We start from the raw sequence: 16,418 nt of genomic DNA on the forward strand, positions 1-16,418 counted from the left end.
GCCTGGTTGGTGGTAATCGGCTGTTTTTCTTTGGTCATGATCTGTGGACTACCAGCGGCGCTCGAAGCGGTTGCGGAGATAGATGGCGATGCCGTTCATCAGCAGCATGAAGATCAGCAGCACGATGATGGCGGCGCTGGTCTTTTCGACAAAGGCGCGGTCGACCTCGTCCGACCAGAGGAAGATCTGCACCGGGAGCACCGTCGCCGGATCGGCAAAACCCTGGGGCGGAGCGGCGATGAACGCGCGCATGCCGATCATCAGCAGCGGAGCGGTCTCGCCGAGCGCGCGGGCAAGGCCGATGATCGTGCCCGTCAGGATTCCCGGCAGCGCGAGCGGCAGCACGTGGTGGAACACGACCTGCATCTTGGAAGCCCCCACGCCCAGCGCGGCGTCGCGGATCGACGGCGGCACAGACTTGATCGCGTTGCGGCCGGCGATGACGATCACCGGCATGGTCATCAGCGCCAGCGTCAGCCCGCCCACCAGCGGCGCGGAACGGGGCAGGTTCATGAAGTTGAGGAAGACGGCAAGGCCAAGCAGGCCGAAGATGATCGACGGCACGGCGGCGAGGTTGTTGATGCTGACCTCGATAAGGTCGGTCCAGCGGTTCCGCGGCGCGAACTCCTCCAGGTAGAGGGCGGAGAGCACGCCGATCGGAAAGGCCAGCGCCATCGTCACCAGGATGGTCAGGAAGCTGCCCTTCAGCGCTCCCCAAACGCCGGCCATAGCCGGGTCGGTGGAATCGGACCCGCTCAGGAATCCCATGCTGAGGCCGCCGGCACCCTTCACGACCATGGTTCCAAGCAGGAATACCAGGAACAGCACGCTGAGGCTGACAGCGGTCAAGCCAAGCAGCTTGAACCGGCGCTCGGCGGCGTAGCGCCTGGCGACCCGCCGCTGCATGTCCTCGCCGGTCCAACGGGAAATGGCGGTGCTACTCATAAGCTTCCCGATACTTGCGGACGACCCGCAGCGCGATGAGGTTGAGGATCAGCGTCACGATGAACAGCACCAGGCCGAGCGCAAAGGCGGCCAGCGTCTTGGGGCTGTCGAACTCCTGGTCGCCGGTCAGCAACTGGACGATCTGGGTGGTGACGGTGGTGACGCTTTCGAACGGATTTACGGTGAGATTGGCGGCGAGGCCGGCGGCCATCACCACGATCATTGTCTCGCCGATCGCCCGGCTGACGGCCAGCAGGACGCCGCCGACCACGCCCGGCAAGGCAGCCGGAAGCAGGACCTTGCGGATCGTCTCGGAGCGGGTTGCGCCGAGTGCCAGGCTGCCGTCGCGCATCGACTGCGGGACCGCGGCGATGCTGTCGTCGGCCATGGACGAGACCAGGGGGATGATCATGATCCCCATCACGAGGCCGGCCGCGAGCGCGCTTTCGCTGCTGGCCGAGGAAATCCCGATTGCGATGCCGAGATCGCGGACCATGGGCGCGACCGTCAGGGCGGCGAAATAGCCGTAGACCACCGTCGGCACACCAGCGAGGATTTCCAGCGCCGGCTTCAGCACCGAGCGCAGCTTCGCCGGCGCGTATTGCGTGAGAAAGATCGCGCTCATCAGGCCCAGCGGGATGGCGACGATCATGGCGATGATCGCGCCGATGAAGATCGTGCCCCAAAACAGGGGAATGGAGCCGAACGCGCCCGACGACCCCGCCTGGTCGGCGCGGATCGCCACCTGCGGGCTCCACTGCGTGCCGAACAGGAAGTCCGACGCCGGGACCATCGAGAAGAAGCGAAGCGTTTCGAACAGCAGCGAAAGGACGATCCCGAGCGTCGTCAGGATGGCGATCAGCGAGGCCGCGACGAGGAAGCCCATGATCCAGCGCTCGACCCCGGTCCGCGCGCGAAATGTCGGGTTGAGCCGGGTCCAGCCCCACGCCGCTCCGGCCAGCGCCAGCAGGATGGCCAGCCCTCCGCCGATCGCGGCGTAGCGGCTGGAGGCTGCCTTCCACACCGGAGCGAGCTTGTCCGCCTCCGGGTTGAATGCGGCAGCCAGTTCGCCGGTCGCGACCTGCCGGGCTTCAGACAGGATGGCGTCGCGGGCCATGTCGAAGTCGGGCAATTGCTGCCCCGCCGGGCTCGCCATCACCGCCTGGTCGACCAGACCGCCCTGGATCGGCGACCATACCGCCAGGAACAAGGCGGCGGGGAGGAAGGCCCACACGAAGCAGTACAGCCCATGGTAGATGGGCAGGGAATTCAGCCGCGCGTCGCGGCGGAGTCCCCGGGCGCGGTTGCGCCCGAGGAACCCTGCCGCCGCAGCGATCAAAACAACAGCGACGAGCGCGATCGTAAGCGACATGCGCTCGGTGCCTTCGTTTTACTTCAGTGTCGCCGCGTCGAGCGGCTTGAGCGACTCGGCCTGCGCCGTCGCGGCCTGCGCTTCGGCACCACCGAACGGTACTAGCCCGCGCTTCTGGAGCAGGCCGCCATTGCCCCATGCCTTGGCATATTCGGCGATGAAGCTCTTGATGCCCGGCTTGGCCGTCATGTGCTCGCCCTTCACGTAGACGTAGAGCTTGCGGGCCCCGGGATAGGACAGGTCCTGGATGGTCTGCTCGGTCGGAAGCACTCCGCCGATCTCCACAGGGCGGACCTTGTCCGCATTTTCCGCGAGGAAGCTGTAGCCCAGGACGCCGACCGCGCCAGGATCGGACTCGATCTTCTGGACCAGCAGATTGTCGTTCTCGCCGGCCTCGACGAAGACGCCGTCCTCGCGCACCTTGGTGCAGACATCCTTGTGCTTCTTCTCGTCGCTCTTCTTGAGCTCCTTCATTGCCGGGTCGCTTTCGCAGCCCTTGGTGAGGATGAGTTCGGCCAGGCTGTCGCGGGTGCCGGAGGTCGGCGGCGGTCCGAGCACTCGGATCTTCAGCGCCGGAAGCGCCGGGTTGACGTCCTTCCAGGTCTGCGCCTTGTTCGGGCCCTTGCCGTAGGGGTTGGCCGCGATCGCGGCATAGATGTCGGCCGCGGTCAGCTTCAACGGAGCCGCTTTGGTTGACTCGATCAAGGTCAGCCCGTCGATGCCGATCGGCACTTCGATGACGTTCTTCACCCCGGCCGCGGCGCAGGCGTCATATTCGCTCTTCTTCATCGGCCGCGACGCGTTGACCATGTCCGGGTACTGCTGGCCGACGCCTTCGCAGAACAGCTTGATGCCCGATCCCGTGCCAGTCGACTCCACGATGACGCTGGTGCCCGGATTGGCGCGCTGAAACGCCTCGGCAATCGCCGTGGTAAACGGATAAACCGTCGACGAGCCGACGATCTTCAGCTGGCCACCGGCCGCGCCGCCGCCTGCCGAGCTGCCGCCTTCGCCGCCGCAGGCCGTGAGAAGCGCGGCCAGCGGCAGCGCAAGTGCGAACTTCTTCATCGATGAAATCTCCTTGGTGGGACCTTCAGCCCCAGCCTGGCTCCACTAGCGCCGACTCGAAGCCGTCTTTGTGACCTGCGGGTTACGGTTTGATGACAGCCGCCCGGCGTCAGGCGAACGGCAAACGCACCAGCACCTCGGTTCCCTCGCCCCGCCGACTGCGGATCTCCAGCGTTCCGCGGTGCCGCTCGACGATATGCTTGACGATCGCCAGGCCAAGGCCGGTGCCGCCCCGGTCACGGCTGCGCGCGGAATCGACGCGGTAGAAGCGCTGGGTCAGGCGCGGGATATGTGCGGGCGCGATCCCTTCCCCGCGGTCGCGGACCGACAGCAGCGCCGAGGATCCGTCGCGGCGAGCGGACACCGTCACTACGCTTCCCGCCCGTGGGCAGCCGTAGCGCAGCGCGTTGGCGATCAGATTATCGAGCAATTGGCCGATCTGCCCGGCATCCCCGATCACCGAAGGCAGACCAGGCTCGACCTCCGTCTCCACCCGGCAGGCACTCGGCTCCGCCAGCCGTCCACCATGCTCGGCGGCCTTGTCGACCGCCTCTTCCAGGGACACCCGGCCGCGCGGCGCCGCGAACCGGTCGGCCTCGATCCGCGACAGGCTCATCAGGTCCTCGACGATCCGCAGCATGCGCTGGGCCTCGCGGTGGATATTCGACCCGAAGCGCTGCCGAAGCTCACGGTCGAGATGGCCATCTTCGGCGAGCGTTTCCGAGAAACCGACGATCGAGGCCAGGGGGGTCCGCAGTTCATGGCTAGCGTTGGCGACGAAATCGATCCGCGCCCGTTCAGCCGCGTGGACCGCGGACCGGTCGCTCATCCGCACCAGCTGCAACTGTCCCCCGAGCGGCGTGGCGGTCACCAGCCAGCTCTGCTCCGCCGAGCCGATGCCGCTGACCTCGACCGAGCCGCCGCGTCCGGGGAGGACGAGCTCGAGCACTCGTGGGTGACGCACGGCGAGGCGGAGGTCGCGCCCGGCGATCTGGCTACCAAGCAGACGGGTCGCGGCCGGGTTCGCGGCAAGGGTCTGCTCGCCCGAGACCAGCAGGGCTGGCTCCTCGAGCGCGTTGAGCAAGGCCAGAACGAGAGGAGGAGGTGACGCCATGCCCCGGCTTAACGCGCGGGGCCAGCGCTGCAAGCTAGCGCACCGGCTGCTCGCCCTGGAGCTGCCGCACCGCCGGCGTGCGGAGGATCGCCACGGCGATGATCAGCAAGATGACATAGCTCCAGAAGACGAGGGCCGTGCCATAGGCCATGGGAATGAGCTTCGGCTGCACGGCCTTGAGCAAGTGGCCCATCACTGTGGTCAGCTGAATGCCCGCGACCCACAGGGGCCAGAAACGCGCCGAGCGCAGGGCGATCGCCACGAAGGCGGCCAGCACCCCGACATCGATCAGGGCCACTCCCAGCTCGATGGCGGCGAAGCGCGTCGACAGCGGCGAGAGCAGAAGGGAGGTTGCAATGGTCGCCAGCAGGCAGACGTTGGCCGCGATCCGCTCCTCACGGCCGCCACGCCGAGCGGCAAACAGGGCCAGCGCGGTCAGCAGGATGTAGAAGAGGATAACTCTGGCCAGGTCCATGGATGGGCTCGGAAAGCGGCGGGACCACGGATCACGCCGCGGCCCCGCACCTGATGGGGATTAGCCGACCACGCGAAGCTGCGCGACCTGGGCGTCCGGGCACTCGCCCGCATCGCCGAACGACACGGTGCGAAGGCCGGGGACCTTCTGGCGGGCTTCCACCAGCCTGGCGTGCGCGGTGGCCATCCCGCCGCGGGCGGTGACCAGCCCATGGAGTGCGTTCGCGACCTGCTCCAGCGCTTCGTGGCCGGTGCCGATCCCGACTCCGGCGGTGGCCCGGGCGCGGATCATGCGGCTCTGGAGCTCGGCGATTTCGACCAGAGCGGTTTCGATGCTGTCCTCGACCGCGCGGACCTGGGTGGCGACCTCGAAGGCCGACTTTTCGATCATCGTCTTGCGCATAAATACTCCTTGCCGGAAGCGCGTGGCGATCCGGAGTTTCGCGCAAGCCGGGAGATCGGACTGGTTTAGCTCCTGACCAGCCGGGCGAGGCTTTCGAGCCCTGCCAGGTACATGCCGGCCGAGAAGCTTGCGCCCATTGCGATCAATACGATCCACAACAGCCGCTGTCCGACGCTCATTTCGTTGCGCGGATGGTTCCTCGTTGCGAACGGCCAGACCAGGAGAGGTCGGGACCCTGCCGTCCCCTGCTCGGTATGGAAGCCGGCTGGACCGACCCCTCCTGCACGATCAGCGTGCCGAATCTGAGAACTGATCGCCCCGTCTGGTTCGGCCGGATCGGTGGAAAGATCGATATCCGATGGTTGATGTATCAAGCGCTGAGATGAGCCCGCAACCTGCACGAACAGGCGCGCGGCCTCCTGGCGCTTGGTCACCCCAAGGATCCGGATCGCGCCGCGCAGTCGCTGGTCGACCGTGTGCGGCGAGATCCCGAGCTGCGCCGCGATTTCCTTCGAATTGAGGTGATTGTCGACCAGCTGCAGGACTTCGCGCTGGCCGTCGCTGAGGCGCGCCACGCGTTCGGCGGCGATGGCCAGCACCGCATCCTCGGTAAGTTCCGGCCGTTCGGCCAAGCTGGTCACTCCTGCCGACGCATGCCGTCGAGCGCGCACCGTCATGGGTCTGCCGCCTATCATAGCTCGGATTGGACCGCCAATGTCGCGGTTTGGTTCCACCGGCGGACCCCTGTTCGTCCACGCCGGATGGCTGATGTCATGGTGGAGAGGGCTGGATTCGAACCAGCGTACGCTTGCGCGGGCAGATTTACAGTCTGCTGCCTTTAACCACTCGGCCACCTCTCCACGAGGTGAGGGGCGCCAAATGGCGGGGCGGCTGCAGGCTGTCAACCGGCGTATGGTGCGCCTGCGGCAGCTTCGCGGGCGTCGTCAAGCGCAGCGCTCCATCCACAGCCGCCGGCGTCGAATGGAGCGGGTGAAGGGAATCGAACCCTCGTCGTAAGCTTGGAAGGCTTCTGCTCTACCATTGAGCTACACCCGCTCGGGCCCGGCCTGATGCCACCAGGGTACCACGGGCGTCAACCTTCACCAGCCACGACCTTGGCCCAGGCACCACGCAAGCGGAACGAGTCCGCCTCCCGAAGATTGAATCGGCTCGGAAACGAACTGTGGTCCTGGAGGAGCGAACATGCCGGCACGGCCATCCTGGCGCGGACAGATCAGGCTCGCATTGGTCTCGATCCCGGTGGAGATCTATCCCGCGACCAAGAGCGGGGCGAGCATCAGCTTCCACCAGATCCACGAACCGTCGGGGAAGCGGATCAAATATGAAAAGGTCGTGCCCGGCATCGGGCCGGTCGACCGCGACGAGATCATCAAGGGCTATGAAGTGAGCAAGGGCGAATATGTCCTGCTCGACCCGGAAGAGATCGAGCATGTGAAGCTGGAAAGCCGCAAGACGCTGGAACTCGCCCAGTTCGTCGACATGCACGAAATCGACCCAATCTACTTCGACAAGCCCTATTTCGTGGTTCCTGCGGACGACCTGGCGGAAGAAGCGTTCATTGTCCTGCGCGAGGCCCTGCGCCAGTCGCGCAAGGCCGGCATCGGCCAGCTGGCGATGCGCGGCCAGGAATATGTCGTCGCGCTGCAGCCATGCGGGCGGGGCATGCTGCTGGAAACGCTGCGCTATTCCGACGAGGTCAACAAGGCCTCGTCCTACTTCCGCGAGATCGACGATGCCGAGCCGGATGCCGACCTGCTCGACCTGGCTGCGACGTTGATCGAGAAAAAGTCCGCCAAGTTCGACGCGTCGGAATTCCACAACCGCTATGTCGAGGCGCTGATGGCGCTGATCGAGGAAAAGCGGAAGAGCAAGGGCGAGCTGGTGATCCAGGACCCGGACGACGAGGAGCCCAAACGCGGCTCCAACGTCATCGACCTTATGGCCGCGCTGAAGAAGAGCCTGGGGGAAAGCAACGACAACGCACCGGCGAAAAAGGCGCCAGCGAAGAAGGCTGCTCCCGCGAAGAAGCCTGCCGCGACGAAACGCGAGGCGGCTCCGAAGAAAGCCGCTGCCGGCGGGCGCAAACGGGCGTGATCGCGCTCACTTTTCCGCTCGGGGCGAACGGAAATGGGTAAGACCCCGAAACACAAAGGCCTCGACATCGAGACCTACAACGCCAAGCGTGACTTCGCGAAAACGGGCGAACCGAAGGGGCGCAAGCTCAAGGGCAGGGGCGACAGCTTCGTTGTGCAGAAGCATGACGCATCGCGCTTGCACTGGGACTTCCGTCTGGAACTGGACGGCGTGCTCAAGAGCTGGGCGGTGCCCAAGGGGCCGAGCCTTGATCCCGGCCAGAACCGGCTGGCGATGCGGACGGAGGATCATCCGCTCGACTATGCCGACTTCGAAGGCGTCATCCCCAAGGGCGAATATGGCGGCGGAACGGTGATGCTGTGGGACCAGGGACGCTGGATTCCGCACCCTGACAAGGACCCGCGCAAGACCCTGGCGGACGGCCATCTGCATTTCACCCTCGAGGGCGAGCGGATGAAGGGCGAATGGGTGATGTTCCGGATGAAGCCCAAACCCGGCGAAAAGGCCGAGCCGTGGATGCTCAAGAAGGTCACCGACGAGGAGGCCAAGCCCGACGAGGGTGATGCCCTCGTCGAGCAATGCCTGACCAGCGTCACCACCGATCGCACCATGGCGGAGATCGCGGCCGGCGAGGACGTGTGGGAGAGCAATCGCGGCGGCAAGAAAGGTGGCCGGACCAAGCGCAAGGTCGGCGTGGCGCCTCCGGCTTTCCGCGACCCGCAACTCGCCACGCTGGTGGACGAGGTGCCGACCGGCAACGAGTGGATCCATGAATATAAGTATGACGGCTACCGCTTGCTGCTTGCGACAGGCGCCACATCGGTCCTCGCCTGGACCCGCAACGGCAAGGACTGGAGCGACCATTTCAAACCGCTGGCCAAAGCTGCGGCGAAACTCCCCCCTGGCTGCCTGATCGATGGCGAGGCGGTCGCGCTAGGCGCAAACGGCAAGCCCGACTTTCAGCGGCTTCAGGCGACTCTCAAGGGAGGGGAAGCGGACCTGGCCTTTTACGCTTTCGACCTGCTCGTGGACCAGAGCGAGGACATCACCAAGCTTCCCAACATTGAGCGCAAGGAGAGGCTGGCGGCGCTGCTCAAGACCGCGCCCGCGAGCATCCTCTATGGCGACCATGTGGTCGGCCGCGGCGAGGCCTTGCTCCAGGCGATCTGCAAGGAGGGAGGCGAGGGGATCATCTCCAAACGCGCCGATGCGCCCTATCGTGGGACCCGCTCGCGCGCATGGCTGAAGATCAAGTGCATCCAGCGGCAGGAATTCGTGATCGTCGGCTGGCAGGCCAGCGACAAGCGCCGCGGCTTTCGCTCGCTCCATCTGGCAGTCCGCGAAGGCGGCGAGCTGCGGTACGTGGGCAAGGTCGGTACCGGCTTCGACACGAAGATGATCGAGGAGCTGGCGGAGCGGATGAAACCGCTTGCGCTCGACGCACCGGCGTTGGACGTGCCGCGCACCGCTCGTCGCGGATCGACCTGGATCGAGCCCAAGCTGGTCGGCGAGGTCGCGTTCACCGAATTCACCACCGATGGCGTGCTCCGCCATCCAAGCTTCATTGCGCTGCGCGAGGACAAGCGCGCGGCGCAAGTCGTGCGCGAAACTCCGAAGAAGCTCTCAAAGGCCGAGAAGACGGGGGAGCGCCCCACGCCCGAAAGCCTCGGCGTCAGGATCAGCAATGCGGACCGGATCATCTATCCCGAGGACAATCTCACCAAGGCCGACCTCGCCAACTATTATGCGGCGGTCAGCCCCCTGCTGATGGTCGACCTCGCCCGCAGGCCAATGACCCTGATCCGCTGTCCCCAAGGACGTGCGAAGAAGTGCTTTTTCCAGAAGCACGACAGTGGGACGATGGGCGAACGCGTTCTTCATGTGCCGGTCAAGGAAAGCGACGGCGAGGTTCAGGACTACCTCTATGTCGACGACATCGTCGGGGCGCTGCAGTGCGTCCAGATGGGCACGGTCGAGTTCCACGGCTGGGGCAGCCGCATCGATCCGCTGGAGAAGCCCGACCGGCTGGTGTTCGATCTCGACCCCGATGTGGGGCTGGACTTTGACCGCGTGAAGCAAGCTGCTTTGCGGCTGCAGGCGTTGCTGGCCGACCTTGGGCTGGTGACCTTTCCGATGCTTTCCGGCGGCAAGGGCATCCACGTCATCGCCCCGCTCGACCAGACTGCGGCCTGGCCGGCCGTGAAGAGCTTCGCCGAGCGCTTCACCCGCGCCATCGCGCAGGCCGAGCCGGACATGTTCACCGCCAACATCCGCAAGGTCGAGCGCAAGGATCGCATTTTCCTCGATTGGCTGCGCAATCAGCGCGGAGCGACCGCAGTGATGCCCTACAGCGCCCGCGCCCGCGAAGGCGCGCCGGTCGCGGTGCCGGTGGGATGGGACGAACTGGAGGGGATCAAGGCGGCGAACATCTATTCGATCCGCGATGCGGACACGTTGCTCACCCGTGCCTCGGGCGACCTGCTCAAGGGCTGGGGCCAGGCCAAGCAGGCCCTGCCCAACCTTTAGCCGCCGATCGGAAACCGAAGGGTGACCCGCAGCCCGTCGCGGCTGAAGTCGCGTTCGACGGTGCCGCAAAGGTCGGACTTCACGCTCATCGCGATCATCCGGTGCCCAAAACCGCTGCTCGGCACGTCCGCCTCGCACGGTGGCCCGGCTTCGGCCCAGTTCATCACAACCGTGCCGCCATCGAGGCTCCAGTCGAGCACCAGTGAGCCCTCGTCGCCGCATAGGGCGCCATACTTGACTGCGTTGGTGTAGAGTTCGTGGAGGATCATCGACAGGCCGAGCACCTGGCCGGGCTTGAGCAGCAGCTCCGGCCCCGAGAAACGTGCCCGACCACCCGCGACATCCTCGGCCAGCACCTGCTCGACCAAAGCCGTGAGCGCGACTTCCGACGAGGCCTTGCCGACCAGCAATTGGTGGGCGCGAGCCAGCGATTGCAGCCGCCCGTTGAACTTCTCCTGGAAGGTCGTGAGGTCGGGCGCGCTGCGGGCGGTCTGCTGAGCGATCGCCGACACCACGGTCAGCATGTTCTTGACCCGGTGATCGGATTCCTGGAGCGCCCGCTGCTGCCGCTCCGCCAGGGCGACGCGTTCGGAGATGTCGCGCAGAAAGCCGACGAACAGCCGCGAACCGAATTGTTCGGTGCAGGTGACGGACAGCTCTGCGGGAAACTCCTCGTCCGATCGGCGAAGCGCACTGACCTCGATCCGCCGGTTCAGCACGGGTCCTTCGCCGGTCCGCAGGAAGTGCACCCGGCCGCCCTCATGGGCGGCACGATGTTGGTCGGGGATGATGACGTCGCTGAGCTGCCGGCCGACGACCTCGGCTTCGCTCCAGCCGAAGACCTTCTCCGCGACACTGTTCCAGCCGTGGATGGTCCCGTCCTCAGCCATCACGATCACCGCGTCGAGCGCCGTGTCGAGCACCGACTGCAAGCCGGCGTGAAGAACCCCCCAGGAATAGTTCATGACGCGGGTATAAGCACTTTCCTGAGGCTTTCCAGAAACATAGTCGTTTGCACTAGCATTGTTGCTCGCACGCAACAAGCCGGTCGGTCGCCCGGATCAGACCGTCGAGGACGCCGGGCTCACTGTACAGGTGCCCGCCGTCCGGGACGATCTCCAGCTCCACTTCGGGCCACGCCTGCTTCAGCCGCCAGGCGGCAAGCGGCGGGGTGCACATGTCGTGGCGGCCCTGGACGATCACTCCGGGGATGCCGCGCAGCTTGGCCGCGCCGCGCAGCAGCTGGCCCTCTTCCAGCCAGCCGCCGTTGGCCATGTAGTGGTTCTCGATGCGCGCGATTGCGACAGCCTTGCGCGGTTCAGTAAACTCTTCGAGCGTGTCCTCGCTCGGCAGCAGGGTAACCGTTTCACCCTCCCACCTGGCCCACGCCTTGGCCGCGGCAAGCCGGACGTCGGCATCGTCCGAGGTCAACCGCCGCTGGTAGGCCGCGACCAGATCGCCGCGCTCGTCCGGCGGGATGAGGCTGACGAACTCATCCCATTTGTCGGGATAAACCGCCGCCGCGCCCCCCTCCTTGTAGAGCCAGTCCACCTCCTGCCGGTCGAACAGGAACACGCCGCGAAGCACCAGCTCCGTGACCCGCTCCGGGTAGGTCTGGGCGTAGGCCAGCGCCAGCGTTGATCCCCACGAGCCGCCAAACACCATCCACTTATCCACGCCGGCCAGCCCGCGCAGCTTCTCGATGTCCTCCACCAGGTGCCAGGTCGTGTTGGCGTCCAGGCTCGCATAGGGCATCGAGCGGCCGCAGCCGCGCTGGTCGAGCAGCCAGATGTTGTAGCGATCAGGATCGAACTGCCGCCGGTGATCGGGGCTGAACCCCCCGCCGGGACCGCCGTGCAGGAATATCACCGGTTTGCCGGCGGGATTGCCGCACTGCTCCCAGTAGATGCTGTGGCCGTCGCCCACTTCCAGCATCCCAGACCTATGCGGCTCGACAGGGGGATAGAGTGTGCGAAGTTGAGTCATTGCCGCGCAATAGCCGTTTCGCCTAGCCTTTGGCCATGCGTATGGTCCTGCCCCTCCTCGCCCTTCTTGCTGCCGCCCCGTCGCTCGCCGCCCCGCCCTCCGAGCTGCAGCGGTGGAGGGCGCAGGCAAGGCGCGTGACGATCGTCCGCGATGATTGGGGAATTGCGCACATCCGCGGCCGAAGCGACGCCGACGCGGTGTTCGGCATGATCTACGCGCAGGCCGAAGACGACTTCCCGCGCATCGAAGCCAATTACCTGACCGCTCTCGGCCGCACCGCCGAAGCGGACGGAGAGAAAGCGATCTGGCAGGATTTGCGCGCCCGCCTGTACGTCAGCGAGCCCGAGTTGAGGGCGCAATATGCCGCCAGCCCCGAGTGGCTCCGCAAGTTGATGGACAGCTGGGCCGCCGGGCTGAACTATTATCTCGCCACTCACCGCAAAGTGACCCCTCGTGTCCTGACCCGCTTCGAGCCGTGGATGGCGCTGAGTTTTACCGAGGGCAGCATCGGCGGCGACATCGAGCGTATGGACCTCAAGGCTCTCGAGGCGTTCTACTCGGGCGCACAAAGGGCAGCATATGCGGCCCCCGACGCCGAACCGCGCGGCTCCAACGGCGTCGCCATCGCACCCCCGCTGACCCGCGATGGCAAGGCGCTGCTGCTGATCAACCCGCACACCAGCTTCTTCTTCCGCTCCGAGCAGCAGGTCACCAGCGAGGAGGGGCTGAATGCCTATGGTGCGGCGACCTGGGGCCAGTTTTTCATCTACCAGGGGTTCAACGCCCATGCCGGCTGGATGCACACGTCGAGCGGGGTCGACAGCGTCGACGAGTTCACGATTGAGCCGAAGCGGGTCGGTGGCCGCTTGAGCTACGGCTACGGCAGCAGCGTTCGAGCGCTAGGTGCGCGGCCAGTCTCGATCCGCTACCGCACCGCAGACGGCAAACTCGCGGAGCGCAGCTTCACGACCTGGCGCACCCATCGCGGGCCGATCGTAAAACGGGACGACCAGGGTCGCTGGATCGCCTTTGCGATGATGGACCGGCCGGTGCCCGCGCTGCAGCAGAGCTTCCTCCGCACCAAGGCGAAGACGTTGGCGGAGTTTCTTGCGGTTGCGCGGCTGCAGGCCAACAGCTCCAACAACACGCTGTTCGCGGATCGCGACGGCGCGGTCGCCTACCTCCACCCGCAGTTCGTCCCGCGCCGCAGCGATCGCTACGACTACCGCCGACCCATCCCGCTGAACCCAGCAACGGATTGGGCCTCGCTGCATTCGGTCAGTGAGCTACCCAACAGCATCAAGCCCCCGAGCGGCTGGGTGCAGAACACCAACACCTGGCCGTACCGCGCTGCCGGCGCCGATAGTCCCGACCCGAAGCGTTTTCCGGGCTACATGGATCAGTTCGGCGAGAACTGGCGCGGGGTCCATGCGCTGAAGCTGCTGACGGGAAGCCGCGGCTGGACGCTCGACCGGCTTCAAGCCGCCGCCTACGACAGCCAGCAGCCGGGCTTTGCAGCTTTGATCCCGCCATTGATCGCCGCTTACGATGCGCTGCCGAAAGGCGATGCGCGGCGGGCCAGGCTCGCCGGGCCGATTGGCGTCCTGCGAGGCTGGGACGCACGATGGAGCGCGGCGTCGGTCGCCCAGTCCCTTGCGGTTTTCTTTGGAGACGCGCTGCTCAGACGGTTGGCTCCTCCGGCCGGCGAGCCGCGCAACGTCAGCATGATGCGCTTGGCCGGCGACACGAGTGCCGGCGCCAAGCTCGACGCGCTCGGCGACGCCGTGGGGCGGCTGCGGCGGGACTTCGGCCGCTGGCAGGTGCCGTGGGGCGAGATCAACCGCTTCCAGCGCGTCTCGCCCGTGATCGACCATCCGTTCAGCGATGCGGCGCCCAGCATTCCCGTCCCGTTCGCTTCGGGCAATTACGGGTCGTTGGCGTCCTTCGGATCGGGGCCGAAGACGGGGACGAAGAGGTGGTACGGCACCAGCGGCAACAGTTTCGTGGCGGTGGTCGAATTCGGACCGCGAGTGCGGGCCCGGGCGGTGAACGCGGGCGGGGCGAGCGGCGATCCGGCCTCGCCGCACTTCAACGACCAGGCGGCGCGCTATGCGGCCGGGGCGCTGCGGGACGTGTACTTCTATCCGGACCAGCTCAAGGGACACACCAGGCGGACGTATCGCCCGGGCGAATAGACCCTTTGAGCGTCCGCCAAGAGCGCGGTCAGAAGCTCAGTTCCTCGTAGACGTGCCGCACGTCGCCACCCCAGGCACCGTGATAATGCTGAAGCATGCGGTCGGCCGGGGTGACGCCGCTCGCCACCACTTCGCGTAATGGGTCGAGGAAGCCACCCTCATTGTCTCCGGCCGGATTCAGCCGCCCGCGTGCGGTGAGGCCGGCGGCGGCAATCTCCAGCACCCGCCCGGCAAGCTCCTTCATCGTCCCGCCGCCCGGCACGCGCGTTTCCAGCGCGAGCCGGGGAACGTCGTGGCGAAGCTGTTCCCGCTCCTCGATCGACCAGTGACGGCACAGGTCCCACGCCGCGTCGAGCGCCGCCTCGTCGTAGAGTAGCCCCACCCACAAGGCGGGAAGGGCGCAGATGCGCCCCCAACGCCCGCCGTCGGCGCCGCGCATCTCGAGAAAGCTCTTCAGCCGCACTTCCGGGAAAGCGGTCGACAAATGGTCGATGAAGTCGCTGAGTCGGGGCTTTTCACCGGGCATCTGCGGCAGCTTGCCGCCGAGGAAGTCGCGAAAGCTCTCGCCCGCGCAGTCGATATAGCGGCCGTCGCGGTAGACGAAGTACATCGGCACTTCGAGCGCATAGTCGCAGTAGCGCTCGTATCCGAAGCCGTCCTCGAACACGAACGGCAGCATGCCGGTGCGGCGCGGGTCGGTGTCTTCCCAGATATGGCTGCGGAAGCTCTTGTAGCCGTTGGGCTTGCCCTCCGTCAGCGGCGAATTCGCGAATAGCGCCGTGGCGACTGGCTGCAATGCCAACCCGACCCGGAACTTCTTGGCCATGTCGGCCTCGCTCGAATAGTCGAGGTTGACCTGGATGGTGCAGGTCCGAAGCATCATGTCGAGCCCCAGTGTGCCGACCCGCGGCATGTGGTCGAGCATGATCCTGTAGCGGCCCTTGGGCATGATCGGCAGCTCGTCGCGGCGCTTGTCCGGCCACATGCCAAGGCCGAGGAAGCCGAGGCCCAGCCGGTCGCCGACCGCCTTGCACTGCTTGAGGTGCCGCGCCGCTTCCGCACAGGTCTCGTGCAAATTCGCGAGCGGCGCTCCCGAAAGCTCGAACTGCCCGGCTGGTTCCAGGCTGATGGTGCCGTCCGCGCCGGTCAGCGCGATCACCTTGCCCCCTTCTTCCACCGGCTGCCAGCCGAACTCGGTTAGCCCGAGCAGCAGGTCGCGGATGCCGCCCGGCTCGTCCCACGACGGCGCGCGATGATCGGTGGTGCGGTACACGAACTTTTCATGCTCGGTGCCGATGCGCCACCGCTCGATCGGTTTCTCCCCGCCCGCGAAGACGGAGAGCAGGTCGTCGCGGCTCTCGATGAGCGGGCTGGGCGAAGTGTCGGTGCGCGTGGTCATGCGCGGCGGCGCTTAGCGCCAGTCTCCGGCAAGCGCCATATAGGCCGCCACCGCCGCCAGTGCGGCCGTCTCCGCCCGGAGGATCCGCGGACCGAGCGAGATGGCGCGGGCGTGGGGCAGGGCGCGGATCGCCGCACGCTCCTCGTCGGTGAAGCCGCCCTCGGGTCCGGTCAGGATCGTCGCCGGTCCCGCCTGGAACATGCTTGCAGCCGACGCACCGCCGGTCTCGTCGGCGAAGTAGAGCGCCCGGTTCGCATCGGCCAGCAACGCCTTGAGCGTCACCGGCTCGGAAATCGCCGGCAACAAGGTCCGGCCGCATTGCTCCGCGGCTTCGATCGCGATCGCTTCCAGTCGCTCGAGTTTGACCCGCTCGACGATAGTCCGCTGCGTCAGCACCGGCTGCAGCCGAGCGATGCCCAATTCGGTCGCCTTCTCGACCAGCCAGTCGACCTGCGCCCGCTTCACCGGGGCAAAGCCGAGGGTCAGGTCGGGCACCTGCTCGAGCGGCTTGGTGCGCTGCTCCACGGCAAGGCTCATCCGCTTCTTGCCCACCTCCGCGATGCGGCCAAGCCACTCGCCCGAGATGCCATCGAACAGCAGCACCTCCCCTCCGACCCCCAGCCGCAGCACGTTGCCGAGATAGTTTGCCTGGCCGGCATCCAGCTCGATCCGGGCTCCTTGATGAAGCGGATTGCGAACGAAGAGGCGGGGGAGGGACCGGGGCGGCCAGGCGGGGGTCGCGGGCATGGTCTTCACCTACCGACGTTGGTGCTGAATCCCAAACTGTCGCGGAGTCCGCCGCGCAGTCAGGAGCCGCCGCG

Annotated in this window: 14 protein-coding genes and 2 tRNA genes; 3 read left to right on the plus strand and 13 right to left on the minus strand. The window is 66.3% G+C overall.

The window, feature by feature from the left end:
* Positions 1 to 48: 48 nt before the first annotated feature.
* The 9 genes from pstA to ACFQPG_RS04045 form a co-directional block, all read right to left on the minus strand.
* The gene (pstA, locus tag ACFQPG_RS04005) at positions 49 to 945 is read right to left on the minus strand and encodes a phosphate ABC transporter permease PstA (protein ID WP_380810469.1); all 897 of its coding nucleotides are present in this window, start codon (positions 943 to 945) and stop codon (positions 49 to 51) included.
* Positions 938 to 2,317 carry a phosphate ABC transporter permease subunit PstC gene (gene pstC, locus ACFQPG_RS04010; protein ID WP_380810470.1) on the minus strand — a complete coding sequence of 460 codons (1,380 nt, stop codon included), beginning with the start codon at positions 2,315 to 2,317 and terminating at the stop codon, positions 938 to 940. The genes pstA and pstC overlap by 8 nt, the downstream gene beginning before the upstream one ends.
* An 18-nt stretch (positions 2,318 to 2,335) precedes the next feature.
* The gene (locus ACFQPG_RS04015; RefSeq protein ID WP_380810471.1) at positions 2,336 to 3,385 is read right to left on the minus strand and encodes a substrate-binding domain-containing protein; all 1,050 of its coding nucleotides are present in this window, start codon (positions 3,383 to 3,385) and stop codon (positions 2,336 to 2,338) included.
* Between the two features lie 109 nt (positions 3,386 to 3,494).
* Complete coding sequence (locus ACFQPG_RS04020) at positions 3,495 to 4,499, minus strand: sensor histidine kinase (RefSeq protein ID WP_380810472.1); 1,005 nt, start codon at positions 4,497 to 4,499, stop codon at positions 3,495 to 3,497.
* 34 nt (positions 4,500 to 4,533) lie between these two features.
* Positions 4,534 to 4,974: a hypothetical protein gene (locus ACFQPG_RS04025; RefSeq protein ID WP_380810473.1), complete on the minus strand. Its 441-nt coding sequence runs from the start codon at positions 4,972 to 4,974 to the stop codon at positions 4,534 to 4,536.
* 60 nt (positions 4,975 to 5,034) lie between these two features.
* Positions 5,035 to 5,376, minus strand: a complete 342-nt coding sequence (locus ACFQPG_RS04030; RefSeq protein WP_380810474.1) for a hypothetical protein — start codon at positions 5,374 to 5,376, stop codon at positions 5,035 to 5,037.
* Between the two features lie 65 nt (positions 5,377 to 5,441).
* Entirely contained in the window at positions 5,442 to 6,053 is a 612-nt protein-coding gene (locus ACFQPG_RS04035; protein WP_380810475.1) for a helix-turn-helix transcriptional regulator, read from the minus strand.
* Between the two features lie 97 nt (positions 6,054 to 6,150).
* A tRNA-Tyr gene (locus tag ACFQPG_RS04040) sits at positions 6,151 to 6,236 on the minus strand.
* 122 nt (positions 6,237 to 6,358) lie between these two features.
* A tRNA-Gly gene (locus tag ACFQPG_RS04045) sits at positions 6,359 to 6,432 on the minus strand.
* A 147-nt stretch (positions 6,433 to 6,579) separates the two neighbouring features.
* On the opposite strand from ACFQPG_RS04045, the gene ACFQPG_RS04050 reads away from it, so the two are divergent.
* Both ACFQPG_RS04050 and ligD read left to right on the plus strand, forming a co-directional pair.
* Complete coding sequence (locus ACFQPG_RS04050) at positions 6,580 to 7,491, plus strand: Ku protein (RefSeq protein WP_380810476.1); 912 nt, start codon at positions 6,580 to 6,582, stop codon at positions 7,489 to 7,491.
* 33 nt (positions 7,492 to 7,524) lie between these two features.
* The gene (gene ligD, locus ACFQPG_RS04055; RefSeq protein WP_380810477.1) at positions 7,525 to 10,017 is read left to right on the plus strand and encodes a DNA ligase D; all 2,493 of its coding nucleotides are present in this window, start codon (positions 7,525 to 7,527) and stop codon (positions 10,015 to 10,017) included.
* Here the strand turns inward: ligD and ACFQPG_RS04060 are convergent.
* Both ACFQPG_RS04060 and pip read right to left on the minus strand, forming a co-directional pair.
* On the minus strand, positions 10,014 to 10,982 hold the full coding sequence (locus ACFQPG_RS04060; protein WP_380810478.1) for a sensor histidine kinase: 969 nt from the start codon (positions 10,980 to 10,982) through the stop codon (positions 10,014 to 10,016). The two genes, ligD and ACFQPG_RS04060, sit on opposite strands and share 4 nt — an antisense overlap.
* A 52-nt stretch (positions 10,983 to 11,034) precedes the next feature.
* Positions 11,035 to 12,003 carry a prolyl aminopeptidase gene (pip, locus tag ACFQPG_RS04065; RefSeq protein ID WP_380810479.1) on the minus strand — a complete coding sequence of 323 codons (969 nt, stop codon included), beginning with the start codon at positions 12,001 to 12,003 and terminating at the stop codon, positions 11,035 to 11,037.
* A 35-nt stretch (positions 12,004 to 12,038) separates the two neighbouring features.
* On the opposite strand from pip, the gene ACFQPG_RS04070 reads away from it, so the two are divergent.
* Entirely contained in the window at positions 12,039 to 14,198 is a 2,160-nt protein-coding gene (locus ACFQPG_RS04070) for a penicillin acylase family protein (protein WP_380810480.1), read from the plus strand.
* Between the two features lie 28 nt (positions 14,199 to 14,226).
* On the opposite strand, the gene ACFQPG_RS04075 is transcribed toward ACFQPG_RS04070, so the two are convergent.
* A complete protein-coding gene (locus ACFQPG_RS04075) occupies positions 14,227 to 15,597 on the minus strand; it encodes a glutamate--cysteine ligase (protein ID WP_380810481.1) in 1,371 nt (456 codons plus the stop codon).
* 12 nt (positions 15,598 to 15,609) lie between these two features.
* Positions 15,610 to 16,344, minus strand: a complete 735-nt coding sequence (locus ACFQPG_RS04080) for a 16S rRNA (uracil(1498)-N(3))-methyltransferase (protein ID WP_380810482.1) — start codon at positions 16,342 to 16,344, stop codon at positions 15,610 to 15,612.
* Between the last annotated feature and the right edge of the window lie 74 nt (positions 16,345 to 16,418).

The organism is Sphingomonas sp. GCM10030256 (assembly GCF_042666415.1).
Lineage (GTDB): Bacteria > Pseudomonadota > Alphaproteobacteria > Sphingomonadales > Sphingomonadaceae > Sphingomicrobium.